Source organism: Acidisoma sp., assembly GCF_035492295.1.
In the GTDB taxonomy this organism is placed as follows: domain Bacteria; phylum Pseudomonadota; class Alphaproteobacteria; order Acetobacterales; family Acetobacteraceae; genus Acidisoma.
In genome coordinates this window covers 38,169-61,988 of sequence record NZ_DATJJK010000158.1, presented here as the reverse complement: position 1 = coordinate 61,988, position 23,820 = coordinate 38,169, and the positions used below count along the sequence as shown (strand labels likewise).

The 23,820-nt window shown below is 66.8% G+C and carries 22 protein-coding genes and 1 pseudogene; 12 read left to right on the top strand and 11 right to left on the bottom strand.

Features of this window, described 5'->3' with window-relative positions; genetic code table 11:
- The coding region (locus VL752_RS11390; protein WP_325355241.1) for an ABC transporter ATP-binding protein at positions 1–913 on the bottom strand (913 nt) is incomplete at its 3' end.
- Positions 914–1,165: 252 nt separating this feature from the next.
- On the opposite strand from VL752_RS11390, the gene VL752_RS11385 reads away from it, so the two are divergent.
- The 3 genes from VL752_RS11385 (at position 1,166) to VL752_RS11375 (ending at position 3,469) form a co-directional block, all read left to right on the top strand.
- Complete coding sequence (locus tag VL752_RS11385; protein ID WP_325355239.1) at positions 1,166–2,266, top strand: oxidoreductase; 1,101 nt, start codon at positions 1,166–1,168, stop codon at positions 2,264–2,266.
- A 143-nt stretch (positions 2,267–2,409) separates the two neighbouring features.
- Positions 2,410–2,787 carry an STAS/SEC14 domain-containing protein gene (locus VL752_RS11380; RefSeq protein WP_325355237.1) on the top strand — a complete coding sequence of 126 codons (378 nt, stop codon included), beginning with the start codon at positions 2,410–2,412 and terminating at the stop codon, positions 2,785–2,787.
- A 193-nt stretch (positions 2,788–2,980) separates the two neighbouring features.
- Entirely contained in the window at positions 2,981–3,469 is a 489-nt protein-coding gene (locus VL752_RS11375) for an NUDIX hydrolase (RefSeq protein ID WP_325355235.1), read from the top strand.
- Between the two features lie 72 nt (positions 3,470–3,541).
- Here the strand turns inward: VL752_RS11375 and VL752_RS11370 are convergent, their stop codons facing one another.
- The 4 genes from VL752_RS11370 to VL752_RS11355 all read right to left on the bottom strand — a co-directional run bounded on the left by VL752_RS11370 (position 3,542) and on the right by VL752_RS11355 (position 8,265).
- Entirely contained in the window at positions 3,542–4,159 is a 618-nt protein-coding gene (locus VL752_RS11370; RefSeq protein ID WP_325355233.1) for a LysE family translocator, read from the bottom strand.
- A gap of 67 nt (positions 4,160–4,226) precedes the next feature.
- On the bottom strand, positions 4,227–5,597 hold the full coding sequence (locus tag VL752_RS11365; RefSeq protein ID WP_325355231.1) for an aminotransferase: 1,371 nt from the start codon (positions 5,595–5,597) through the stop codon (positions 4,227–4,229).
- 20 nt (positions 5,598–5,617) lie between these two features.
- A complete protein-coding gene (locus VL752_RS11360; protein WP_325355229.1) occupies positions 5,618–6,901 on the bottom strand; it encodes an NAD(P)/FAD-dependent oxidoreductase in 1,284 nt (427 codons plus the stop codon).
- Entirely contained in the window at positions 6,901–8,265 is a 1,365-nt protein-coding gene (locus tag VL752_RS11355) for a glutamine synthetase family protein (protein WP_325355227.1), read from the bottom strand. The genes VL752_RS11360 and VL752_RS11355 overlap by 1 nt, the downstream gene beginning before the upstream one ends.
- Before the next feature lie 136 nt (positions 8,266–8,401).
- Here VL752_RS11355 and VL752_RS11350 point away from each other — a divergent pair, with 136 nt between their 5' ends.
- From VL752_RS11350 to VL752_RS11325, 6 genes are all read left to right on the top strand, one after another.
- Positions 8,402–9,088, top strand: a complete 687-nt coding sequence (locus tag VL752_RS11350; RefSeq protein WP_325355225.1) for a GntR family transcriptional regulator — start codon at positions 8,402–8,404, stop codon at positions 9,086–9,088.
- A gap of 92 nt (positions 9,089–9,180) precedes the next feature.
- Positions 9,181–9,972, top strand: a complete 792-nt coding sequence (locus tag VL752_RS11345; RefSeq protein ID WP_325355223.1) for a gamma-glutamyl-gamma-aminobutyrate hydrolase family protein — start codon at positions 9,181–9,183, stop codon at positions 9,970–9,972.
- Positions 9,973–10,102: 130 nt separating this feature from the next.
- Positions 10,103–10,708 (top strand): hypothetical protein, encoded by a 606-nt coding sequence (locus VL752_RS11340; RefSeq protein WP_325355221.1) that lies wholly within the window; start codon positions 10,103–10,105, stop codon positions 10,706–10,708.
- A gap of 107 nt (positions 10,709–10,815) precedes the next feature.
- Positions 10,816–11,748, top strand: a complete 933-nt coding sequence (locus tag VL752_RS11335) for a hypothetical protein (protein WP_325355219.1) — start codon at positions 10,816–10,818, stop codon at positions 11,746–11,748.
- Between the two features lie 69 nt (positions 11,749–11,817).
- The gene (locus VL752_RS11330; RefSeq protein WP_325355217.1) at positions 11,818–13,050 is read left to right on the top strand and encodes a putative DNA modification/repair radical SAM protein; all 1,233 of its coding nucleotides are present in this window, start codon (positions 11,818–11,820) and stop codon (positions 13,048–13,050) included.
- Positions 13,050–14,501 (top strand): UdgX family uracil-DNA binding protein, encoded by a 1,452-nt coding sequence (locus VL752_RS11325; RefSeq protein ID WP_325355215.1) that lies wholly within the window; start codon positions 13,050–13,052, stop codon positions 14,499–14,501. Before VL752_RS11330 ends, VL752_RS11325 begins: the two co-directional genes overlap by 1 nt.
- A gap of 12 nt (positions 14,502–14,513) precedes the next feature.
- Here the strand turns inward: VL752_RS11325 and VL752_RS11320 are convergent, their stop codons facing one another.
- From VL752_RS11320 to VL752_RS11300, 5 genes are all read right to left on the bottom strand, one after another.
- Positions 14,514–15,338, bottom strand: coding sequence for an inositol monophosphatase family protein (locus tag VL752_RS11320; protein ID WP_325355213.1), 825 nt, complete (start codon positions 15,336–15,338; stop codon positions 14,514–14,516).
- Positions 15,335–16,630 carry a GTPase HflX gene (hflX, locus tag VL752_RS11315; RefSeq protein WP_325355212.1) on the bottom strand — a complete coding sequence of 432 codons (1,296 nt, stop codon included), beginning with the start codon at positions 16,628–16,630 and terminating at the stop codon, positions 15,335–15,337. Before hflX ends, VL752_RS11320 begins: the two co-directional genes overlap by 4 nt.
- A complete protein-coding gene (gene hfq, locus VL752_RS11310) occupies positions 16,627–16,908 on the bottom strand; it encodes an RNA chaperone Hfq (protein WP_325355210.1) in 282 nt (93 codons plus the stop codon). Before hfq ends, hflX begins: the two co-directional genes overlap by 4 nt.
- Positions 16,909–16,990: 82 nt before the next feature.
- Positions 16,991–17,776: a WecB/TagA/CpsF family glycosyltransferase gene (locus VL752_RS11305; RefSeq protein WP_325355208.1), complete on the bottom strand. Its 786-nt coding sequence runs from the start codon at positions 17,774–17,776 to the stop codon at positions 16,991–16,993.
- A complete protein-coding gene (locus VL752_RS11300; RefSeq protein WP_325355206.1) occupies positions 17,773–19,062 on the bottom strand; it encodes an outer membrane beta-barrel protein in 1,290 nt (429 codons plus the stop codon). Before VL752_RS11300 ends, VL752_RS11305 begins: the two co-directional genes overlap by 4 nt.
- Positions 19,063–19,133: 71 nt before the next feature.
- On the opposite strand from VL752_RS11300, the gene VL752_RS11295 reads away from it, so the two are divergent.
- The gene (locus tag VL752_RS11295; protein ID WP_325355204.1) at positions 19,134–20,168 is read left to right on the top strand and encodes an acyltransferase family protein; all 1,035 of its coding nucleotides are present in this window, start codon (positions 19,134–19,136) and stop codon (positions 20,166–20,168) included.
- 200 nt (positions 20,169–20,368) lie between these two features.
- Here the strand turns inward: VL752_RS11295 and VL752_RS11290 are convergent.
- Positions 20,369–21,154 (bottom strand): annotated as a pseudogene (locus tag VL752_RS11290) (GNVR domain-containing protein); the annotation flags it as partial.
- Between the two features lie 1,231 nt (positions 21,155–22,385).
- Between VL752_RS11290 and VL752_RS11285 the strand changes: the two are divergent.
- Positions 22,386–22,943 (top strand): polysaccharide biosynthesis/export family protein, encoded by a 558-nt coding sequence (locus VL752_RS11285; RefSeq protein ID WP_325355202.1) that lies wholly within the window; start codon positions 22,386–22,388, stop codon positions 22,941–22,943.
- Positions 22,943–23,812, top strand: a complete 870-nt coding sequence (locus VL752_RS11280; RefSeq protein ID WP_325355200.1) for a penicillin-insensitive murein endopeptidase — start codon at positions 22,943–22,945, stop codon at positions 23,810–23,812. Before VL752_RS11285 ends, VL752_RS11280 begins: the two co-directional genes overlap by 1 nt.
- The last annotated feature ends 8 nt before the right edge of the window (positions 23,813–23,820 follow it).

The window sequence follows — 23,820 nt, the reverse complement described above, 5'->3', positions numbered from 1 at the left end:
CGGAACCGGAACTGGCCCCGTCCGGGATTACTAGGTCCTCAGGGCGGATCCCGACGACGACCTTGCGGCCCTGGTAGGCGGCGACCCGCGCGGCCACCTGGGCGGGCAGGTCAAGCCGCTGGGAGCCGAGCACCACCGTGGGCCGCGCAACCGAACCCCCGTCCGCCGACAGGCCCGCTTCGTACAGGTTCATCGACGGCGAGCCGATGAACGTGGCCACGAACAGGTTGGCCGGCCGGTCGTAGAGCGCCCGGGGCGTGTCGTACTGCTGGAGCACGCCGCCGAGCAGCACGGCGACCCGGTCGCCCATCGTCATCGCCTCGGTCTGGTCGTGCGTGACGTACAGCGTGGCCGCGCCGAGCGACCGGTGCACCCGCAGCACCTCCGAGCGCATCTGCACGCGGAGCTTGGCATCCAGGTTGGACAGCGGCTCGTCCATCAGGAACACCGAGGGCTCCCGGACCAGCGCCCGGCCCATCGCCACCCGCTGCCGCTGCCCGCCTGACAGCTGCTTGGGCTTGCGCCCGAGCAGGTCGCCCAGGCCGAGGGTCTCGGCCGCGGCGCGGATCCGCCGGTCCCGTTCGGCCTTATCGACCTTCGCGTTCTCCAGCGCGAAGCCGATGTTGGAGTACACCGACAGGTGCGGGTAGAGCGCGTAGTTCTGGAAGACCATGGCGATGTCGCGATCCCGCGGCGGCACGTCGTTGACGACGCGGCCGCCGATGTCGATCTCGCCGCCGGAAATATCCTCGAGACCCGCGATCATGCGGAGCGTTGTGGATTTGCCGCAGCCAGAGGGGCCGACGAGGACGACGAATTCGCCATCCTGAATTTCGAGATTGATGCCTTTGACCGCCAGCGCGTCGCTGCCGTCATAGGTCTTCTGGAGGGTCCTGAGAGAGACTTGAGCCATCTTTGCCGTTTCCCGTTGGTCTGATCATGCCTACCGTTCAGCAATGAAAGCCTTATGGCAAGCCGGTTTTTTGTTTTTTCTGAAACCAACGTAGCCGTTTGTGATGGTTAACGCCACCTTTCTTACACGGGGCGCCGCTTTGCTCATCCGCCATCGCGGCCCGATGTTTTCATTGGTTGAAAATCCCGCTCCGTGGGCGGAGCATGCTCCGTCCCCAGGCCCTCGAACCGGAACGAGAAAGAAGAGAATCCGATGGCTGAAGCCGCCCCCATCCGCGTCGCCCTCATCGGCTATGGCTATGTCGGCCGCGTCTTCCATGCGCCGCTGATCCGGGCGGTGCCCGGGCTGGATCTCACCGTCATCGGGTCGAGCCGCCCGGAGGCGGAGGTCCACGCAACATCACCCGGCACCCGGGTCATCGCTGACCCCGAGGCTGCGGCCCGTGCGGACGGTGTCGATCTTGTGGTCATCGCGACGCCCAATACGAGCCACGCGCCGCTCGCCACCGCCGCCCTCGCCGCCGGTAAGCATGTGGTCGTCGACAAGCCCTTCACCATTTCGCTCACTGAAGCGCGGACCGTGGCCGCCGCCGCCGAAGAAGCCGGGCGGGTGCTCTCCGTCTTTCAGAACCGCCGCTTGGACAGCGATTTCCTGACCGTGGAGGCGGCGCTGGCCAGCGGCCGGCTGGGCCGGTTGGTTGAATTCGAAAGCCGCATCGACCGCTGGCGGCCGGAGGTGCAAGATCGCTGGCGGGAGCGGCCGGGGCCGGGCGGCGGCCTCTGGTTCGATCTCGGCTCCCATCTCGCCGATCAGGCGCTCAAGCTGTTCGGACTGCCCGAAAGCCTCACCGTGCATACCGCTATGCAGCGCCGGGCGGATACGGCGCCGGACTGGTTCCATGCCTTGCTGACCTATCCCGGGCTGCATGTCCTGCTCTCAGCCGGTTGCCTCGTCGCCGGCGGCCGGGCGCGTTTCACCCTGCACGGCACGGAGGCGAGCTTCGTGAAGCTCAACGTCGACGTGCAGGAGAGCCAGCTGCGCGCCGGTATGGTTCCCGGTGATCTGGATTGGGGAATCGACCTCGATTCGGCGACGATCATCGACGGGGCGAGCGCCGAGCCTGAGCTGATGGCGGCGGTCGATGGCGATTACCGCCGCTATTACGAGGCGGTTCGGGACGCGATCCGGGGCCGGGGGCCGAACCCGGTGACGCTGGCCGAGGCGGTCGCCCTGATGGCGGCGATCGCGGCGGGCGAGCAATCGGCCGACACGGGCCGGGCTTTGCCGCTCGCGCTGACGGAGGCCGAGGTTTCGGCCTTTGAGGCGGCGCGACGCGGAGGACATCGGGGCTGACAGGACCTACCCCGCCACCACTGCAAGAGGAGACCTGACTAGATTCCGAGCTGGACTGAAGGCTTAACTCCTGCGCAGGCGGTTGCCTGGACAGGCAACCGCGAGGCGCATGCTCCGCTTCTATCGCAAAGGAGAGGATCGCAATGTTCATTCTGATCGAGGGAATGCCGCCGGACGTCATGGCGATTGAAGCCAGTGGCGAGGTGACGCACGAGGACTATCGCGACACGCTGATCCCGCAGGCAGAGGCCATGATCGCCAAGGGGCCGGCCAAGATGATCTATATAATCGGAAAGGATTTTAAGGGCTTCAAGCTTGGGGCGATGTGGGACGACACCGTGTTCGGGATCAAGCACTGGCATGATTTCAGCCACGTCGCCGTGGTTGCCGACCAAGCCTGGCTGCGAACGATGATCACCATCTTCAAGCCTTTCGTTCACGGAGAACTCCGGCTTTTCAGCCTTTCCGAATTGCCCGCCGCGAAAGACTGGATCACGCAGGCAAAACGCACAGGCGCATGACCGTCGGCATGATGCGGGCGGCGACGAGGAAAATCGTCGCCAGCAGCGGACGGGTGGTCGAAACGCACTGAGCAAGAGCACTCAGAGGCATTGAGAGCCCGTCCGCAAATATTTCAAACAATAAAGGGCCAGGTGTTTGATGCCCTGCTGAGAAACCCCTGGACATCGGCGCCCCGATTGCACAAAGGGAGGCATGGCGAAATCCGACCTCTCCGAGGATCTTCAGTTTGCAGCCCTGCCCTATCGGCTAGGACGACATGGGCTCGAGATCATGCTCATCACCAGCCGCGAGACGCGGGGCTGGGTCATCCCGACAGGATCGCCCGCGGAAGGCCGCCATCCGCATCGGACCGCCGAGATCGAGGCCTTTCAGGCGGCCGGCGTGAAGGGTACCGCCTCGCGAAAGCTGCTTGGCGCCTATCCCTATGCCAAAAGGCTGTCCGATGGAGGGGAGCGGCTCTATCAGGTCGAGGTTTATCCGCTCCTGGTCTCCAATGAAGCCGCCACCTGGCCAGAGAAATCCCAGCGCAGACGGGTCTGGTTCCCGGCGAACGAAGCGGCCGAGAAGGTCGACGAAGACGGATTGGCGCTGATCATCCGGGAATGGCAGGAGACGCGGGTGAGTTCCGGCCGCGGTACCAGCAAGCTTGCGAGGGGCCGTGGCGGAAGCCGACACGGCTGACGGGCGTGCATGGCGGGCTCGGTGAACGGCTTCTAAGAGCGGCAGGCCAGATTTCCAGAACCTGCCCTCTCTCTACCGCCGATGCGCAAGCGCCAGACCGCAGGCAGCGGCCATCATCATGCCGCCCGAGACGCGGTTGCGGAGACGACCGTGGCGGCCGAGCAGTCCGCGCAACTGGCCCGCGAGCAGCGCCCAGCCGGAATCCATGATGCCGACAATGACGAGGAAGGTCGCGGCCAGAAGGGCGACCTGCGGCAGCAGCGGATGGGCGGTGGAGACGAATTGCGGAAAGAGCGCGCCTAAAAAGAGCAGCACTTTCGGGTTGGTCAGCGAGACCGCCGCCGCCCGCGGCAGCATGGCGCGCAGCGGCACTTTGCGCCCTGCCTGGATGCGGCTGAGATCCACGACCGGCGCCCGCCACTGGCGGATGCCGATGTAGAGGAGGTAGGCGACGCCCGCCCAGCGGATGACCGCGAACCAGGTGCCAAGGCCCTGAAGCAAAGCCGTCAGCCCAAGGGCGACGGCTATGAGCTGAATCACCTGGGCGGAGAGTGTGCCGGCAACGGTCGCGAGGCCGTAGCGCACGCCGTGCGAGACGCTGTTCGCCATGATCAGCGCGACATTCGGCCCAGGAATGCAGCCGAGGACAAAAGTGACGGCGACGAAGCCGAAATAGAGATGCCAATCCATCGCCGCCGCCCCCTGATTGAAGAGAGTCTTTTTGCTTCTTTTTCTGCAAAAAAAGAAGGCCTCTCGCTCAGTTGGTCTTTAGCCACTCCCAGGTCTGGTCCACGGCGCGGGCCGCGCGTTCCACCACCAGCCCCACTTCCTCGTCCGAAATGACCAGCGGCGGGGCAAGCACCATGGTGTCCCGGCAGGCGCGCATGACGAGACCTGCGGCGGTTGCGAAATCGCGGCAGGTCGGCCCGACCTTCCGCGATGACGGATAGGCCTTGTGGCCGGCGCGGTCCTCGGCCAATTCCAGCGCGACCATCAGCCCCCTGCCCCGGATTTCGCTCACCAGCGGATGGTCGCCCAGCGCCGAGCGCAGCCCCGACAGCAGCCTCGCCCCTTGGGTGGCTGCCGCCCCGACCAGGTTCCGGCCCTCGATGATGTCGAGATTGGCGAGCGCGGCTGCGCAGGCGACCGGATGCCCGGAATAGGTGAAGCCGTGGTAGAATTCGCCGCCCTGTTCGATGAAGACATCGGCCACCCGATCCCCCACGAAGATCGCGGAAAGCGGCACATAGCCTGAGGTGATGCCCTTGGCTGTCGTCATCAGATCGGGTTCGATGCCATAGGCGAAGGAGCCGAACATCGCGCCGGTGCGGCCGAACCCGCAGATCACCTCGTCGGCGATCAGCAGGATGTCATGCTTGCGGCAGATCCGCTGGATTTCCGGCCAGTAGCTGTCAGGCGGGATGATGACGCCACCTGCACCCTGAATGGGCTCGCCGATGAAGGCCGCGACGCGGTCAGCGCCGACCTCCTCGATATAAGTTTCCAGGCTCTGCGCCGCCTTGAGCCCGAATTCCTCGGGTGACAGGTCACCGGCATCGCGCCAGGTATAGGGCGTCATGACCTGGGCGAAGTCCGGCATGTCGCCGCCCTGGCGGTGCATGTCCTTCATGCCGCCCACCGAGGCGCCAGCGATGGTCGAGCCGTGATAGCCATATTCGCGGGCGACGATGATGCGCTTTTCCGGGCGGCCCTGGATTTTCCAGAACTGCCGCGCGATGCGCAGCGCGCTATCCACCGCTTCAGAGCCCGAGGAGGCGTAGAAGACATGGTTCAGCCCGGCAGGAGCCAGGCCCGTCAGACGCTCGGACAGGGCGGCAGCGGCCGGTGTCGTGCTGCTGAAGAAGCAGTTGTAGTACGGAAGCTGGGCCATCTGGCGGCTGGCGGCTTCGACGATGGAGGGCTGGCTGTAGCCGACATTGACGCACCAGAGACCGGCCATGCCGTCCAGCAGGCGGTGCCCGTCCCCATCAGTGATCCAGACGCCCTCGGCGCGGGTGATGACGCGTACGCGCCCCTCGCGCAGCGCCTTGTGATCGGTGAAGGGATGCAGATGATGCGCATTGTCGGCGGCGCGCAGATGGTCGATGTCGTTCGGAATATCCAGCATGGCATTTCTCTCCCGTAAATCTACACGCCCAACTTATCGCGCAATCCGTACCACCAGGCGCCGAGCACCGTCAGCGGCACGCGCAAGGCTCGGCCGCCCGGAAAGGGGTGATAGGGCAGGCGCGCGAAGGCGTCGAAACGCTCCATCCTCCCCTGCACCGCTTCTCCCAGCAGGCGGCCGAGAAGATGCGTTGTGGTGACACCGTGGCCGCTGTCGCCATGGCTGAAAAGCACGTTCTTCGACAGCCGGCCGACATGGGGCACGCGCGTCATCGTCAACGCGAAATTGCCGCTCCAGGCGAAGTCCACAGCCACACCCTTCAACTCCGGAAAGGTCCTTTCCAGATGCGGGCGGATCTTGCCCTCGATGCTCGCGGGGTCGGTGCCGCCATAGACAATGCCGCCACCGAAAAGCAGACGATCATCCGCCGTGCGGCGATAGTAATCGAGCACGTAGTTGCAGTCTTCGACGCAGTAATTGCGCGGCAGAAGCCGGTCCAGCAGCGAGGGATCAAGGGGTTCCGTGGTCAGCACCTGGGTCGAGACCGGCATGATCTTGTTGGTGAGGTTGGGCACCGCGTCGCCCAGATAGGCATTGCCGCAGACCAGCACGGTGCCGGCGCGGACGGAGCCGGCGACCGTCTTCACGAGCACGGACGCGCCCTGATCATCGATCCCCGTCACCGGGCTGTCCTCGTGGATCGTAGCACCCTGGGCTTCGGCCGCGCGGGCCTCGCCCAGCACGAGGTTGAGCGGATGGATATGGCCGCCGCGATGATCGATCTGGCCGCCGACATAAAGCTCGCTCGAAACGACCTCCGGCAGCATTGCGCTGTCCACCATTTCGAGTTCGTGGTGGCCGTAGCCTTCCCAGATCTTTTTCATGTGGTCGAGCTCGCGCATCTGGCGTGCCGAGAAGGCGGCGAGGAAGCCGCCTGGCACATAGTCGCAGTCGATGTCGTATTGGGCGATGCGGTCCCGGATGATGTCCCCGCCTTCGAGGGACATGGCCCCCAGGGCGCGTGCCGCATCCTCGCCATAGCGCGCGCGGATGACGCCGAGATCGCGACTATAGCCGTTGACGATCTGGCCGCCATTGCGGCCCGAGGCACCCCAGCCGATGCGTTTCGCTTCCAGCACGACGGGCCGGAACCCGGCCTCGGCCAGCGTGAGTGCTGCCGAGATGCCGGAAAAGCCCGCGCCGATGATGCAGACATCGGCGCTCACGTCCCCCACCAGGGCGGGACGCTCCGGCTGCGGATGCGCAGTCGCCGCGTAATAGGAGGGCGTGTGGGCCGCCTGCATCAAGCGTTCCTCAGATAGGCGTCATATTCGAATTCCGTGACATGGGCACGGAATTCCTCGATTTCCTGGCGCTTCACGGAGGCGTAGATGTGGCGGTAACGCTCTCCGAGCGCGCGCCCGATGAAGTCCGAACTCTCGAAACGGCCGAGCGCCTCGTCCCAAGTCGTGGGCAGGCCTTCGGCACCTGACTCGCTGTGCTCGCCCGCGAAGGGCTCGGGCGGGACGGAGGCGTGCTCAAGCCCATGCAGCGCGGCCGAGAGGATGACCGCCAGGGTCAGATAGGGATTGGTGTCGGTTCCGGCCACGCGATGCTCGATCCGGGTCGCCGGGCCCTGCTCGATCACCCGGATGGCGGCCGTGCGATTGTCGATGCCCCAGGTCAGGCGCGTCGGCGCGTGGCTGGCGGGCGTCAGCCGGCGATAGGAATTGGCATGCGGGGCGAGGATCAACATGCTGTCCTTCATCGTCTCCAGCATGCCGCCCACCACCTGGCGCAGCTTGCCGCCCGGCTCATGGCCTTCCGCGACGAAGATATTGGCGCCGGCACGGTCGAGCAGGCTGAGATGGGTATGCATGCCGCAGCCCGCGAGCCCGCCATAGGGCTTGGCCATAAAGGTCGCGTCCATGCCGTGGCGGCGGGCAGCACCCTTCACGATGCGCTTCATCATGATGGTCCAGTCGGCGGCGCGGACGACGTCATCGGTATGGGTGACGTTGAGCTCGTATTGGTCGGGCCCATTCTCTCGCACCATGCCGTCAAGCGGGATGCCCTGCTCCGCCGCATAGCGCGCGATATCGGCGAAGATCACGTCATAGGCATGCAGCTCATCGATCGCGAGGACGTTCTGCTGCCAGCCCTTGAAGCCTTCGGCATCGGCGCCGTAGGGGCGCGGCCGCTCGCCGGCCATCTCCACCGGCTGGATGAAGTAGAATTCCAGCTCGGTCGCGACGACGGGCGTGAGGCCCGCCTTCTCGAAGCGGGCAAGCACATTTTCCAGCACCGTCCGCGGATCGGCGAAAAAGGGCGCGCCATCGGCATCCACCATCCGCAGCATGACCTGCGTGGCCCGGCGGGAGAGCCAGGAGATGGGCAGCACGGAGCCCTCGACTGGCTTGCACAGCCCGTCCGGATCGCCGGTGCCGTGGGCGAGGCCGGCCTCGTCCGCGTCCCGCCCCCAGATGTCCTGCGCGAAGACGGAGCGCGGCATGAGCACGCCCTTGTCACTGACGTCCGAAAGCTTTTCGGCCGGAACCCATTTTCCGCGCGGCACGCCGTTGCCATCGACGACGAAGGCTTCGACGATGGCGCCGCCCTCGGACTTCTTCGACTTTCCACCGACCGCGACGCGCGGAAGCACCGTCATGATTGTCTCCGATTTTTGATGCTTGCATTACGGCATAATGTGATCACATTAGGCAAGCGCCTTATGCAATAAATCCGCACTGGCGCCCGCGGGCAAAGGGCGCCAGAAGGCGTGCCCGATGTGCAATGAGGCGGAAATGCCTGACGACCCATTTTCTCTGGCCATGCCCGCGCGCGAAGGCGGCGAACCGATCCATCAATGGGTCTTCCACTCGCTGCGTCAGGCCATCATGTCCGGCCGCTTTCCGCCCGGCCAGGCGGTGACGATCCGCGGCCTCGCCGAGACCATGGGGGTGAGTGCCATGCCGGTGCGCGAGGCGCTGCGCCGGCTGGTCGCCGAACGAGCGCTCGCCTTGCTCGACAACCGCCGCGTGCGCGTGCCGGTGATGACGGCCGAGCGGTTCGACGAGCTGCTCGCGGCGCGCACCGCGCTGGAGACCGAAGCCGCCGCCCGCGCCCTGCCGCTGATCGACGGTGCGCGGCTGGCCGACCTGCGCGCCATCAACGCCCTCGTCGATGCCGCCGTCGTGGCCGGCGCAGCCGAGACGGTGGTGGAGCAAAACATGCGGTTCCACCTCACGATGTACGGCGCCAGGGGCGACAGCGTGCTACTGCCGCTGATCGAGAGCGTGTGGCTGCAGACGGGGCCCTTCATGCGCGCGGCGCTGGAGGACATGCCGGTTCAGGCGGTCGGGCACGACTATCACCTGGACGCGCTGGTCGCGATCGAGACGGGCGACGTGGCGGCCCTGCGTCTGGCGATCGCCGAGGATATCCGTACCGGCATCGGCCATCTCGCCCATTCCGGCCGGCTTGCGGCCTGATGGGCTCGCGGCTGGATTGCAAATCGCTCGTCTGGGCAGCCGCCGCGCTGCCGCCTAATTGATCGTCAGGACTTCGCGAAGGATGCTCTTTCATGGCTAGGCCGGTTATTGGTTTTGTCTGCGACGTGACGGCGGTGTCCGGCCATGTTGCTCATCTCGTCGTCGAGAAATACATCTATGCCGTGGCGGTGGGCGCCGATGCGCAGCCCATCCTGCTGCCCGGCCGGCTTTCCAACATCGACGGCACACCCGCCCCCCGGCCGATCGACTTCGCCGAGATCCTTGACCTCGTGGACGGTATCTTCCTGCCCGGCAGCCCTTCCAACGTCGCGCCGCCGCTCTATGGTCGCCCGCCCGAAGACCAGGTTCTACCGGCCGACCCGAACCGGGACGCGCTGTCCATCGGCCTCATCCGCGCGGCTTTCGCCGCCGGGGTGCCGATGCTCGGCGTTTGCCGCGGTTGCCAGGAGATGAACGTCGCCTTCGGCGGCACGCTGCATCCGAAGCTGCATGAGGTGGCGACCAGCCCGCTCGACCATCGCTACGACAAGACGCTGCCGGTCGCCGAGCAATATGCGCCGGTGCATGACGTGGCGCTGGAGCCGGGCGGCCTCTTCTCGGATTGGGTCGGCGGCGAGAGCCGGTGGCGTGTGAATTCCCTGCATGAGCAGGGCGTGGACCGGCTGGCCCCCGGCCTGGTCGTGGAAGCCCGGGCGCCGGACGGCGTGGTGGAAGCCTTCCGCCATCCGGAAGCGCGGGCCTTCACCACTGCAATTCAGTGGCATCCCGAGTGGCGCTTCGGCGAGGATACACTTTCGACCGCGATCTTCCGCGAGTTCGGGCGTGCCGCGCGGGTTAGGATGGAGGCCCGCCGCCGCGGCTGAAAGGGGGGCTGAGGGCGATAGGGCCGCTTGCCGCCGGGTAGGCGCCCACAGGCGAAGAGACGTGCCCCGGACGCGTCGCATCCGGGGAGAGACCGGCCCTGCAACCCCTCTGCCGAGGACTTCCCCTGCCATGCGCCATTCGTCCCTCGCCCAGTTCGGCCTTGCCTTGAGCTTCTGTATCGCGGCGGCGCAGGCCGTTTGCGCAGGTCAAACCGAAAGCCGCATCCGCGGCAGCATTCTCGCCATCTCGCCGCACCAGATCACGGTGAACGACCGCACGGGAGAGGCTGTCTCGTTCATCCTCGACGACGCCACCCATTACGTGGGCGAAAAGCCGGTCGCCCTCACCGCGATCCAGCCGGGCAGCTATATCGGCTGCGCCACGGTGCCGGCCGGGGGTGGCACGTTGCGGGCGCTCGAGGTGACTGTCTTCCCGCCTTCCATGCAGGGCGCGGGCGAAGGCCATTATGCCTGGGACTTGCTGCCGCATAGTTCCATGACCAACGGCACCGTGGGGCACCTCAGCCACGCCGATGGCGAAGTGATGACCGTGACCTATGACGGCGGGGAACAGAAGATCCGGGTGCCGCACGGCGTGCCGATCGTGACGGTGGAACCCGGCACGCTGCGCGCCTTGCATCCTGGCGTGAAGGTCCTGATCCTTCCAGCCAAGGGCGCGCCTGGCCATGCCGCGCGCATCCTTTATGGCGAGCAAGGAATTACTCCACCGCAATGATCGAGAAGCTGTTAAGCATTTATTTGAAATATCTTTGTTGAAGAATCATCTTTAAGATCTATCTTTCATTGCAGAAACGCATCTTGCGAATCTGAATGGAAGCGATCATGGCCATTCCTGGGACGTTGCACTGCGCGCCGCCGTTTCTCGTCCGATGTGCGGCAGGGCCTGGCCTGCTGATCCTGGCGCTCCTTGCCCTGGCCCAGCCCGGCCTCGCCCAGGGCTGGATCGCGCCGGCCGCTGCACCACGCAGCGCTTTCTTCGGCGGGGTCGGCCTCGGCATCCAGGGGGTCGATTTCGGGCATCAGAGTCTTTATGCCGTCGGCACCTCGCGCAATTACGCTGCTGACGCGCTGGTCTCGGTTGGCAGCGCCTGGGGACCGGGCTCGGTTGACCCTGCAATCCCAGTGACCACGGCCCCCGAAATCCGCCTTGGCTACTACCGGCATTTCGGGACCAGCCCCTGGCTCTGGGGAATGCGCGTGTCCTACGCCGATCTGCTGGCGGAAGAGACGGTGCAAAACGTCGACATTCCGCAAGCCGGCATCATCGCCTATGCGTCGACGCAGAGTTATCAACCCTTCACCGGCACGGCGGTGGTGCAAAGCTACCGGGTTCGGGCAGACAGCCGCTTTGGCGCCATGCCCTTCATCGGCCACGATCTCGGCCAGGGCTTCGTCTATCTCGGCCTCGGCGGCACCATGACCCATGCCACCACCGAGTTGAACGGGCTGGTCGGCTATGCCGATATCAATGGCCAGACCGTGAACGTCTCCGGTGCGCCGCAGGATTTCCAGAGTTCGGGCTGGGTGCTGGGGGCGGGCGCCACCCTGGGCGGCACCTATTTCCTGACCCATGACTGGTTCCTGGACATCGCCTACAGCTTCACGGAGACCGCCGCCCAAGTCGGTCGCTATTTTTCGTCATTCACCAACACCACGACCAATCCCGGTGTGACGACAACGGGCGATCTCTACGGCCAGTCCTCGGAACGCATGATCACCCACGGCATCACCATCACCATTAACCGGCGGTTTTAACCGCGGCCTCACTGGCCTGTGTTGCCCGCCGGGCTTGCGCTGCAGAGCGTGAACAAATATAGAACGTGGATGCCCAGGTCTCTTCAGGAACGGCTGGCAATCCTCTCGGACGCCGCCAAATATGACGCCTCCTGCGCCTCGAGCGGAACCGAGCGGCGCCAGTCCGCGGGCAAGAGCGGCCTCGGTTCCACGACAGGCAGCGGCATTTGCCATTCCTATGCGCCGGACGGCCGCTGCATCTCGCTGCTCAAAATTCTGCTCACGAATTTCTGCGTCTATGACTGCGCCTATTGCATCAACCGCTCCTCGAGCAATGTCGAGCGTGCGCGTTTCACGCCAGATGAGGTCGTCTGGCTGACGCTGGAATTCTACCGCCGGAACTACATCGAAGGGCTGTTTCTCTCCTCAGGGATCATTCGCTCCGCCGACCACACGATGGAACAGCTTGTGCAGGTGGCGCGCGACCTGCGGCAACGGCACAATTTCCGCGGCTACATCCACCTGAAAACCATTCCTGAGGCGTCCTCCGGGCTCATCGCGCAGGCCGGTCTCTATGCCGATCGGCTGTCCATCAATGTCGAACTGCCAAGCGATGCCTCTCTGGCCACGTTGGCGCCGGAAAAGCGACCGGCGGGCATCCGGCGCAGCATGGGCGATGTGCGGATGCGGATCGAGGCTGCGGCCGAACCCAGCCTGCAGACCAAGCGGCGGCAGCGTTTTGCGCCCGGCGGCCAATCAACGCAGATGATCATCGGGGCGGACAGCACGAACGATGCCGGCATTCTTGCCTCGGCCGCCCGGCTTTATGGCAGTTACGGCTTGAAGCGCGTCTATTACTCGGCCTTCAGCCCGATCCCCGACGCATCCAGTCGCCTGCCACCTGCGCGGCCGCCGCTCGCCCGCGAACACCGACTGTACCAGGCCGACTGGCTGTACCGCTATTATGGGTTTGCCGTCGACGAGGTCACCGCGTCCCGGCCGGACGGTATGCTCGATCTGACCCTCGATCCCAAGCTTGCCTGGGCATTGGCTCACCGCGCGCATTTCCCGGTGGACGTGAACCGCGCCGAGCGCGCCATGTTGCTGCGCGTGCCCGGGCTGGGCGTGAAAGCGGTAGACGCCATCATCGCGTCCCGCCCGCACCGGCGCCTGAGACTGGAGGACCTGGCACGGCTGCGCATTCCCTTGCGCAAGGCCCGCGCCTTTCTGCTGGCGGAGGGATGGACAGGTCAGCGGATGGTCGATCGCGCCGATCTCGTGAAACTCGTCCAGCCGCGCGGGCAACAGTTGGCGCTGCTGTAATGCAAAGAATCGGCCTGATCGGCAGGGGCGAGCTCGATGAGTGGCGTGCCGCCGCGCGCGCTCTTCTTACCGCCGGCACGCCGCCAGAGGCGGTCGATTGGTCAACCTCGGGCGATCCCGGCCTGTTTGCGGCGGAGCCCCCTGCCCCGGCTCCCGGAGCCTCTGAGGTTCGGGTGTCGCGGCGCTTCGTGGCGCTGGCCGAGGCCTGCCTCTGCCATAGCGACCCGGGCCGTTTCGCGCTCCTCTACCGCGTGTTGTGGCGCCTGCAAACGACGCCCGCTTTGCTCTCGGTTGCCGCCGACCCCGACATCGCCGCCCTGTCGCGCCTGGAGAAAACGGTGGGGCGCGACTGCCACAAAATGACGGCATTCGTCCGCTTTCGCGAGGTGACGGATGAGAGCCAATCAGAGCGCAGGCGCTTTCTGGCCTGGTTCGAGCCCGATCATGTCATCCTTCGCCGCGTGGCGCCCTTTTTTGCGCAGCGCTTCGCAGACATGGACTGGATGATCCTGACGCCCCAGGGCAGCATCGCCTGCAGAAGCGGGGACGTGGTCGTATCTGATGACCCGGCAAAGAAGCCGGCACTCGCGGATGCGACGGATCAATTGTGGTTGACCTATTACGCATCCATCTTCAATCCGGCCCGCGTCAAGCCACATGCGATGCGATCGGAGATGCCCAGGAAATACTGGAAAAATCTACCGGAGGCCGCTCTTGTTCACGACCTCATTGCACAGGCCCCTGCCCGCGTCGCCGCCATGTCCCAGCAGGAACTGCGCGAACCACCCGTGTTCCACGCGAAGCTGCAGGCGCGGACGCAGGCGGCGCTTGCCGATCTGGACACAAACATGAGTTCGGACGATCTGGCCGCCGCCCGGCGGGAAGCGGCCGGATGCACGCGCTGCCCGCTCCATGCCCAGGCGACGCAGACGGTGTTCGGCGAAGGGCCGGACCATGCCGCGGTCATGATCGTGGGCGAGCAACCGGGCGATGCCGAGGATCTGGCCGGCCGGCCCTTTGTCGGCCCGGCCGGCCAGGTGCTCGATCGGGTTTTGCAGGAAGCGGGGATCGACCGGCAGACGGTCTACGTCACCAACGCGGTCAAGCACTTCAAGTTCGAGCCGCGCGGCAAACGGCGCATCCACCAGAAGCCGAATGCCGGCGAAATCCAAAAGTGCCGCTGGTGGCTCACCCAGGAGGTGGAACTGGTGCAGCCCCGCCTGGTGATCGCCATGGGCAAAACCGCACTTTATGGCCTGACCGGCTTCGATGGCCGCCTCGCGGACCAGCGCGGTCGTGTCATGGAATGGGAGGGCGGCCGCCACCTCGTCGCGACCGTCCACCCTTCCTATCTGTTGCGCTTGCCGGACAGGACCATGCAGGAGCGGGAAACCGCCCGCTTCCGGGTTGATCTGGTCATGGCGCGGGCGTGGCTCGACGAGCGTGGTTGACGATGCAACACATCACTCGATCAGCGCGCGCACCACGTCCCAGCTGTCCCGGTCCGGCGCCAGGATGATCCCGCCGTCGGTCTCCGTCGGCGTATAGGGGCTGCCGTCCAGCCGGGCCGAATAGCCCCCGGCCTCGCGGTGGATGAGCCAGCCCGGGGCATGGTCCCAGGGCATCATGCGCGCGAAGACCGCAACATGGGCGAAGCCCTGCGCCAGAAGCCGGTATTCATGTGCGGCATTGCGATAGTCCCAGGTGGTCGCGAAGCGCGGCAATTGGCTCAGCAGCCGGCTGCGCTGCGGCTCCTTCATGTAGCGCCAGTTGATCGCCCCGGTCATGCACTCGAGCGGTACAGCTTCGGCCACGCGGAGATCGAAACGCTTGCCTGACGGCGCCTCCATCCAAGCGCCGATGCCGCGCACAGCAAGCGCTGCATCATCCCCGATCGGATCATGGATGACGCTCGCCACGATCTCGCCGTTCCGGATCACCGCCGCCATGACGCCGAAGAGCGGCAGGCCGGCGGCGAAATTGGCCGTGCCGTCGACCGGGTCGACCACGACGGCGAGATCGGCACCGGCGATCTTGGCGAGGAGGGTGGGATCCGCGGCCGTCGCCTCCTCCCCCACCACCAGCGCCCCGGGGAAAAGCCGATGGATGCCGGCGGTGATGTGCCGCTCCGCCGCCACGTCTGCGTCCGTCACAAGGTCGAGGGGACCGGATTTGGTGCGGACATCGCAGGTGTCGAACTGGCGAAAGCGCGGCAGAATCTCGCGGCGTGCGGCTTCGCGCATCAGCGCCCACAGGGCGCGCAGATCGCTCTCGGAAAAGCCGCTCATCCCTGGCTCTCGAAACGGGCCCGATCCTCGGGCAGTAGACGCACAGTCACGCGGATCGCCTCCTCCTGGTCTTCGCGAGCCAAAACCTCGCCATGGCGGTAGAGCCAAGCAAGCTTCGCCCCATCCGAGGATGGGATTTCGAACGAAGCGATCTCCTTGGCGCTCGCCAGACGATCGTCGATGACCTGGCGCAGCACGTCCAGCCCCTCGCCGCTCAAGGCAGAGATGGGCACGGCGGCTCCACCTTCCACCTGACCCGGCACGGACGCGGTGCCGCCCAGAAGATCGGCCTTGTTGAGCACGTCGATGGTGCGCTTCGGCCAGTCGGCATCGAGATTGCCGTCCCGCACCATCGCGTTCAGCACGCCGAGCACATCCGCCTTCTGCGCCGCCGTGTCCGGGTGGGCGATATCACGCACATGCAGGATCACATCCGCCTCGGCGACCTCTTCCAGCGTCGCGCGGAAGGCGGCCACCAGTTCGGTCGGCAATTCGCTGATGAAGCCCACGGTGTCCGACAGGATCGCCGGCCTCCCGGAAGGCAGCGCGATATGGCGCATGGTGGGATCGAGGGTCGCGAAAAGCTGATCCTCCGCCTGGACCGAGGCGCCGGTCAGCGCGTTGAAGAGCGTCGACTTGCCGGCATTGGTGTAGCCGATGAGGGCAATGATCGGATACGGCGTGCGGCGGCGCGCCTCGCGGTGCAGGCCGCGGGTGCGGCGAACCTCCTCGATCTCGCGTTTGAGCCGCGCCATGCGCACGGCAATCATGCGCCGATCCGCCTCGATCTGCGTTTCGCCGGGGCCGCCGAGGAAGCCGAAGCCGCCGCGCTGGCGTTCCAGATGGGTCCAGGACCGCACGAGACGGGACCGCTGATAATCGAGATGGGCAAGCTCCACCTGCAGCGCGCCTTCCTTGGTGCGCGCCCGCTCCCCGAAAATGTCCAGGATGAGGCCGGTCCGGTCGATCACCTTGCAGCCCCAGGCCTTTTCCAGATTGCGCTGCTGTACCGGGCTGAGCGCGGTATCCATCACCACGAGGCCGACCTCGTGGGCTTTCAGATCCGCCAGCACCATCTCGACCTGACCTTCGCCCAAGAGAGCGGAGGGGCGCCGCCGGCGCAGAGGCATGATCGCCGAATGCACAATCACGAGGCCGATGGAGGCGGTGAGGCCCATGGCCTCGGCCAGCCGCGCCTCTGCAGAACGGCGGCTGTCGGAAACCTCCTCCCGTTCCCAAGGCAGGATCACGGCCGCCCGGGTGGGCGCGCCGTCGATCTCGCGTTCAGTCATGCCGTCGGGACCGTCAACACCTCACGCGCCGGTGCGCCTTCAGCCTTCGCCGCGTCGAACAGCTGGATCGGTGCACCAGGCATCACGGTGCTGATCGCATGCTTGTAGACAAGCTGGGTATGCCCGTCCCGCCGCAGGAGCACGGAGAAGTTGTCGAACCAGGTGATGATCCCCTGGAGCTTGACCCCGTTCACCAGAAACACCGTGACCGGCGTCTTGTTCTTTCGCACATGGTTCAGAAACACGTCCTGAACATTCTGCGCCTTCTCAGTGGCCACCGAACTATCCTTTTTGTTGTTGCGTTTACCGCATCAGTCCACACGCTTTCAGGCGTGGCAGCGTGGTGATGCAAAACTTGTACTACACCGGGGGGCCGGCGGGCCAGCGCACCCCCCGCCGGCCACGGCTTTGCGATCTCTCTGCCAGCAGAAAGCGCAGAATGGCCGGGTCCACAACCAGGTATCGGCGCCAAAGGCGTTCCGGATCCTGAAAAAGACGGAATGTCCATTCCAGGCCGGCCCGGCGCATCCAGCGCGGTGCGCGCGGCGTGACGCCGGTCCAGAAATCGAGCCCGGCCCCGATACACAGGCCCGCGCCGGTCGCGCCCGCGGCAGACTTCGTAGACAGCGCTAAGCTTTCCTGCAGGGGAGAGCCGACGGCGAACAGCGTGAAGCGCGCGGGATGGGCCAGGGCGAAGGCGACGGCTGCCCGGCAGGCCGCCGGATCGCCCGCGAGGCCCGGCGGCGGCAGATGATGCGCGATTTCCACGCCGGGCAGACGGAGACGCAGAACAGCCACGCCCTGGAGGCAAAGGCCGATGACCGTCAGCCGGTCGCCTTGCCGGACATGGCCTTCCAGCAGAGCCGCCAGGATATCCGCGCCGGGCGCGACCGCAGGAGATGCGAGACCGAGCAACCGGGCTGCCAAAGCCACAGCGCGCGAATCGAGCGTGCGCCATGCGGCCTGCTCGTAGAGCGGACGGAGTGCCTGCTCTTGCGCCAGCCGCACGAAGTGATCCGCGTTCGGTGTCACCAGATAGGCGAAGGGGGCCCCGGCCGGCCGGGCCGCGAGCAGGGCCGCCACCGCCTCGGGCTCTGCGTCGAGCAGGCCGAGGCCAAGAAACGGCCGGGATGCGGCAACTCTCACAGCCCCGCCGTGATGCCGAGCAGAACGGCATCCTCCCCGAAGGATGGATCGCCGGCAGCGGCACCGCCGTTTTGATGATCACTCAAGATCACAGTTGCGTTGAGGCGCAGATTACGGCTCATCAGCCAGAGCAGCCCCGCGCGACCGCTGGTGATGGTCTGACGGGTGCCGCCGGAATAAGTCGCCCGCTCGATATCTGCACCGAGATGCAGGATGAGGTGGCGCTGCAATTCGTGGTCGGCGGCGATTCCGGCGACAGTCGCGACATAACCGCCGATGCCCTCGTTCGTGGCATCCTCGATCCGGCGGAACAGCACGCCGTGCCAGGTCGTGCGCTCGGAAGGCTGCCAGGTCAGCGCTGCCTCTGCCAGAGGCACGAACTGGTCCTGGTAAGCGTTGGCATAGGCCCGGCCACCGACACCGAGCGCGACGCGCCAGCCCCAGACACCGTCGAGATCATGCTCGACGCCCAGGAGGATGCTGCCGCCGACCCAATCCCGGCCCGGCTGATCGAGGGTCGTGTTGGGATAGCGCGCACCGCCCGTGCGGATCACGACTTCGAACTGGTTCGGATCGCGATAGCCCATGATGCCGTAGTCGAGGGTGAGGCCGAGGTCGCCCACCAGGCGGTCCCGATAGGATTGCGGTGCCGGCGCGCCGCCGATCGTCGCCTCGCCAAAGGCGAAGCGCATGAGATCGGCGCTCGGCCGCAGCGAGAGGCGACTGGGCTGCGTCTCCCCCGACAGGCGCAGGATATCGACGGCATAGGCGAGCGGCCGCTCGTACTGCGCGGCATCGAGATCATTGTCGTTTTCGTGGAGTGCCAGATGCGCGTAGCCGGCGGTGACCTTGCAATTCGCGATGTCGACGACGCCGCCGAGCGCCGCCGTCCAATCGGTGTAGGATTGGTCGGGTGCCTGGGAGTAGCGTTCGTCATCGACCGAGGCGACGGCGCCGATCGCCTCACCGCGCGCGGGATCGACGGAGGTATAGGTGACGGAGGGCCGGGTCGAGACGATCCAGCTTGGGCGCTGCCCGGCAAGGATCGCGCTGTCATAGGAAAGGCTCTCCGTCACCTCCGGATGGAGCAAGCCGGCGCCGAGAGGAATCTGGCTCCAGGCGACGTCATCCTGAATGCGGGAGGTGACGGAGACTCCGCGCGCCGTATCGAAGCCCGGCACGTCCTTCGGATAGGCGCTGTCGATGAGTTGGGCCCGCGCGGCCGCCCCAGGCCAGGCCAGGCACGGCATGGCGGCGAGACACGTGATTGCCGCGCGGCGGGCCACCTCCCCGCGCCTTGGCGCCCAAGGAACCATGACGTCTGGCCATATCGTTACGATATCGATATTAACATGTCATGAAGGAAGGCCAATGGCGCAGACGAGATTTAGATCGGGGCAAGACGCTGGGCGTGCTGCTCGTCGTCCTTGGTCATCTCGTGGCGCGGCAAGATCCGTCAGGCCCCGGCTGGGGCGCGGCCTGGTATGAGCCGTTGCGCGCCAGCCTCTACACCTTCCACATCCCTTTTCTGTTCTATCTGAGCGGCTACGCCGCCGGGTGGTCCGGCGCCGCGACGGTCTCGGGCCCGGCTTGGGCCGCCCTGCTGCAGCGCCGGGCGCGGCACTGGCTGGGCCCCGCTTTACTCTTCGGCCTCGCCATCCTCGCCGGCAAATGCCTGGTCCAAGGCTTTCTGCATGTCGATCATGCGCCCGCCTCCTTCGCGGGAGGACTGGTCAACCTCCTGTGGCGGACGGATGACAGCCCGGCGCAATCGGTCTGGTATCTCGTTGTGCTGTTTGCCTATGCCGTGTGCGTGCCGCCGCTGTTCACGCTCCTCGGCGAGCGACAGGTATTGCTTCTTGCGCTGTCGCTGGCCGTGATGCCGCTGCCACTGCCGCCGCTGCTTTTCGCCGACCGGCTGCTGCTCTACCTGCCTTTCTATCTCGCGGGTATCCTGACCGAGCGGCATGACACGGGCTGGTGCGCCTTCCTGGACCAACAGCACAGCACGCTGCTCGGCCTCTTCGCCATCGGCTTCGGCCTGCTCCTGCTGCTGGCGGCGGAAGGGCTGCTGATGCGCATTCCGCGGGCGCCGCTGCTGCTGGCCGCGAGCGCGCTCGCCATCCCGGCCCTGCACGCGGCGGTGCGGCGCCTCGCCGCGCGCCTGCCGCCAACGCTCGACTGGCTCTGCCCACATGCCTTTGCCATCTACCTGCTCAACACGATCTTCATCGGCCTCGCCAAGGCGCTGCTGATGACCGTCATGCCCTGGGAGGCGCGGTGGTTCCCCCTCTTCGCGCCGCTCCTGCTCGCCGCCGGGATCCTCGGGCCGGTGGCCGCGCAGTCGCTGGTTGGGCGTCGCCGGGCGCCCGCCGCCCACCTTCTCCGGTAGTCGGCATAGGCGGCGGCCGCCATCTCGGCCTCCGGAAAGCCGCGCAGTGCGCGGGCACGCGGCACGATGCCAGTGAGCACGGCACCGGCGGTGCGCACACCATGGCGGCCGAGCAGGCCGCATGCATGCAGCGCCAGCCGGCGCGGCGTCCGCCGCCAGCGCAGACAGAAAAGAATACCGTCCGCGATATCGGCCAGCATCAGCGCGTCGGCGCACGCGAGCAGCGGCGGCGCGTCGATCAGGATGAGATCGTAGCTCCGTCGCCACCCTGTGGCATCCAGTACCGCGCCAAGCCGCCCGGGCGTGGGCGCGACCCCCGGCGCCACGCCCGCCGGCAGGAAATCGAGCACCGCGAGACTGTCCCGCCGGATCAGCGCCTGGCCGGGGGCGAGGCCACGCAGCAAATCGGCGAGACCCGCGCTCTCGGCCACCCCCATCATGCGGCTAAGATTGGGCCGCACGCGGTCGGCGTCGATCAGCAGCACGCGCTCCCCCGCCAGCGCCGCCCGCCGGGCCAAAGCAAGTGCCAGAGTGGATTTGCCCTCTCCGGGCCGGCTGGAGGTGACCGCGACGATGCGGGGATCACCCAAGGCATGGCGCAGCCGGCCACGCAGCTGATCGAGGGCAGCGGACGCCGCGCCGCCCTCGCGCAGAAACTCCGCCTGCCTGGCCTGCGCCCGACCCCGTATTTCGGGAATGGCGCCGAGCGGCGGCAGGCCGAGCACGGCACGCAGTTCCTCCTCCGTCCGGAAGCCCGTGCCCCCGACCTCCCGCGCCCAGGCAAGCGTGGCGCCGAGCACGAGGCCGGCGAGCAGGCTTGCCGCCAGCAGCAAGTCGGTCCTGGGTGAGGACGGCCGCGTCGGCGGCTCGGCACGGGACAGGATGCGCGCATCCGGCGCCTGGATCGCCGCCTGCTGGGCCGTCTGGTCCATGCGGCTCAGCACCGCCTGGAGAAGATTGCGCGTCGCCTCCGCATCCTGGCGCATGGCGGCGAGCGGCACTTCGGCCGCCGCTTCCCGCGCCGCCTCGGCTTTGAGCAGGATGAGGTTCTGGCTGAGCGACCGCAATCGCCCGGCCGCCGCGTCGGCATCGCCCGAAACCCCCGCGCGCACCGCCGCCATCTCGGTGCCCGCGGCCGCCTGCAGCGTCGCCATCTGTTCGCGCAGCGCCCGCACCTCAGGGTGGTTCGGGCCGAGATGGGCGAGGGCCGCGTCGAGCTTGCCCGCCGCCTCGGCTTCGGCGAGGCGCATCGAGACCAGTCCGTCCGGCAATCCGCCGCCGGTGCCGCCACTGGCGACTTCACGGCGGGCGCGCGCCGCCGCAAGGTCATTCTCGGCCCGCATCAGCTCGTCGCCCAGCGCCGAAATCTGCTCCGTACCGATGCGCGCCTGCACACCGGCGACGAGCCCATTCGCCTGCTGGTAACGGGCGATCGCCGACTGCTCCGCCGTCACCTTGGCGCGCAGCGCCTTGGCACGGTGCTGCATCCAGGCATTCGCGGCACCGAGCGCGGCTGTCTTCGCTTCCAGCTGGTCGGAAAGATAGAGATCCATGATCCGATTAACGGCCGCGGCCGCGAGTGCGGCGTCCCGCGCGGTGAAGGAAACGGCGAAGACGCGGGAGGCGCCGACCGGGGCGACCGCGATCGCCTTCAGCACGGCAGCGTCCAGCGTTTCCTTCCGCGCCGTGGGCCCGAGGCCGAGCGGCGGGGCAAAGCCGGGCGCCTGGGCAAGATCGAGCGCATCCGCCACCCGTTGGGCTATCCCGAGGCTCGCCAGGATCGCCGCCTGGCTCGCGACCACGGTATCGGTCGTCGGATCGGTTTTGAGGATCGACTGCAGCACCTCCGGCGCATAGCCGGTGGGCTCGTAAAGGACTGTACCGGTCGCGGTGTAGAGGGTGGGCATGCGCGCAATGGCGACAAGCCCGATGAGCGGCACGAGGCAGGCCGGCAGCAGGATCGCCCAGAGCTGGCGGGCGAGCACACCCCACAGCCAGTCCAAGGCCGGGCGCGCGGCGGAGCCTGAGGGCGTATGCCCCAGGCCCTCGCCCCTATCCGCCAGCCCGGGCAGGTTCCTGCCCGGTTGCAGACGCCCTTCCGCGTCATCCAGCACGCGACATACCCTTTTTCGCGACAATGTCGATTCGATATCATAACATATACGCAATCGGAATAATTTGTTAATGCCGCAAGGCAACCCCGACGGCGGAGGTCCGATGCGCGCCCGGCTCGTCCTGTTGGTTCTTCTGCCGCTCTGCACCTGCGCGCCTGCCGGCAGCAGCCTGCCGCCACTGCCTCCGCCAGCGCAGAGCGGCACTTACCACCTGGGTCCGGGCGACCGGGTGCGCGTCGTCGTCTATGGCGACAAGGAGCTCAGCGACGTCTATGCGATCGGGGATGACGGGCAGATCGCCCTCCCGCTGGCAGGCACCATCGCCGTGCGCGGGCGCACGCCGGAGGCTCTGGCTCAGGCCATTGCTCAGCGCCTGACTGCGCGCGGCATGATCCGTGACCCGTCGGTCGCGGTCGAGGTCGCCTCCTACCGGCCGATTTTCATTCTCGGCGAGGTCGCGCGGCCGGGCCAGTACCCCTATGAGCCTGACATGACGGTGATCGCCGCCGTATCGCTCGCCGGCGGCTATACCTACCGCGCCGTGAAGGGCTATGAAGCGGTGGTCAGGACCGATGTCGGCGGCACCCATAAGGGCCTGACAAAGCCGGAGGATCGCCTGGCCCCAGGCGACGTCATCACGATTTTCGACCGGGTTTTCTGATGCGTCTTCACTGGGCCCTGCCCGCTCTTCTCGCCTCCTCCCTGTTTCTGTCGGCCGGAGCCGCACGGGCCGGGGAAAGCGGCGTGAGCCCCGCCCCCGGGCCGCTGCGCATCATCGGCGCGGGCACCGGCTGCATCGCAGGCGCCAGCGAATTGCCGTCTCAAGGGCCGGGCTTCACCACGATTCGCGCGCCGATCAGCAGTTTCTGGGGCGCGCCGGAGACGGTGCACGGCGTCGAAACGCTCGCCTCCTGGGCGCGGCAGGACGGGCTGCCCGAACTCTATGTCGGCGACCTCTCGGGCCCGCGCGGCGGCCCGCTGTCGGGCGGGCATGTGGCCCATCAGCGCGGCGTGGATGTGGACATCTACCTCGACACCCAGCCGAAGCCGGCCTTGTCGGAAAGCGCGCTCGACCGGCTGACGCCGCCGCTCATCGTGCCTTATGGCGCAATAGCGGTCGATCCGCGGCAATGGTCGCGCAAGACGGTGACGCTCATCTATCTTGCGACACAGTTGCCCGGGCTGAACCGGCTGCTGGTCAATCCGATCATCAAGCGCCAGCTGTGCGAGACGGTGACGGGCGACCGGTCCTGGCTGCACAAAGTGCGGCCGTGGTGGGGGCACCGGGGGCATATGCATTTGCATTTCGCCTGCCCGCCGGGCCAGCCGGACTGTATCAACCAGGCACCGATCCCGGCTGGGGACGGGTGCGGCGCCAGCCTCGCCTGGTGGTTCGAGCCTGACGGCAGCGTGCGGCCGCCCCCACCGCCTACGCCGGGCGCCAAGCCGCCGACCATCCCGGCTGCCTGCGCACCGATTCTCGCGCCCGTCGAAGCCGCCGGCCCACCCCCGGGGGTGGAGGCGGACTGACAGAGGCC

Bases quoted from the DNA above. Each gene is read 5' to 3' on its own strand.
- VL752_RS11385 (WP_325355239.1), top strand. From the start codon at position 1,166: ATGGCTGAAGCCGCCCCCATCCGCGTCGCCCTCATCGGCTATGGCTAT.
- VL752_RS11380 (WP_325355237.1), top strand. From the start codon at position 2,410: ATGTTCATTCTGATCGAGGGAATGCCGCCGGACGTCATGGCGATTGAA.
- VL752_RS11375 (WP_325355235.1), top strand. From the start codon at position 2,981: ATGGCGAAATCCGACCTCTCCGAGGATCTTCAGTTTGCAGCCCTGCCC.
- VL752_RS11370 (WP_325355233.1), bottom strand. From the start codon at position 4,159: ATGGATTGGCATCTCTATTTCGGCTTCGTCGCCGTCACTTTTGTCCTC.
- VL752_RS11365 (WP_325355231.1), bottom strand. From the start codon at position 5,597: ATGCTGGATATTCCGAACGACATCGACCATCTGCGCGCCGCCGACAAT.
- VL752_RS11360 (WP_325355229.1), bottom strand. From the start codon at position 6,901: ATGCAGGCGGCCCACACGCCCTCCTATTACGCGGCGACTGCGCATCCG.
- VL752_RS11355 (WP_325355227.1), bottom strand. From the start codon at position 8,265: ATGACGGTGCTTCCGCGCGTCGCGGTCGGTGGAAAGTCGAAGAAGTCC.
- VL752_RS11350 (WP_325355225.1), top strand. From the start codon at position 8,402: ATGCCTGACGACCCATTTTCTCTGGCCATGCCCGCGCGCGAAGGCGGC.
- VL752_RS11345 (WP_325355223.1), top strand. From the start codon at position 9,181: ATGGCTAGGCCGGTTATTGGTTTTGTCTGCGACGTGACGGCGGTGTCC.
- VL752_RS11340 (WP_325355221.1), top strand. From the start codon at position 10,103: ATGCGCCATTCGTCCCTCGCCCAGTTCGGCCTTGCCTTGAGCTTCTGT.
- VL752_RS11335 (WP_325355219.1), top strand. From the start codon at position 10,816: ATGGCCATTCCTGGGACGTTGCACTGCGCGCCGCCGTTTCTCGTCCGA.
- VL752_RS11330 (WP_325355217.1), top strand. From the start codon at position 11,818: ATGCCCAGGTCTCTTCAGGAACGGCTGGCAATCCTCTCGGACGCCGCC.
- VL752_RS11325 (WP_325355215.1), top strand. From the start codon at position 13,050: ATGCAAAGAATCGGCCTGATCGGCAGGGGCGAGCTCGATGAGTGGCGT.
- VL752_RS11320 (WP_325355213.1), bottom strand. From the start codon at position 15,338: ATGAGCGGCTTTTCCGAGAGCGATCTGCGCGCCCTGTGGGCGCTGATG.
- hflX (WP_325355212.1), bottom strand. From the start codon at position 16,630: ATGACTGAACGCGAGATCGACGGCGCGCCCACCCGGGCGGCCGTGATC.
- VL752_RS11295 (WP_325355204.1), top strand. From the start codon at position 19,134: ATGAAGGAAGGCCAATGGCGCAGACGAGATTTAGATCGGGGCAAGACG.
- VL752_RS11285 (WP_325355202.1), top strand. From the start codon at position 22,386: ATGCGCGCCCGGCTCGTCCTGTTGGTTCTTCTGCCGCTCTGCACCTGC.
- VL752_RS11280 (WP_325355200.1), top strand. From the start codon at position 22,943: ATGCGTCTTCACTGGGCCCTGCCCGCTCTTCTCGCCTCCTCCCTGTTT.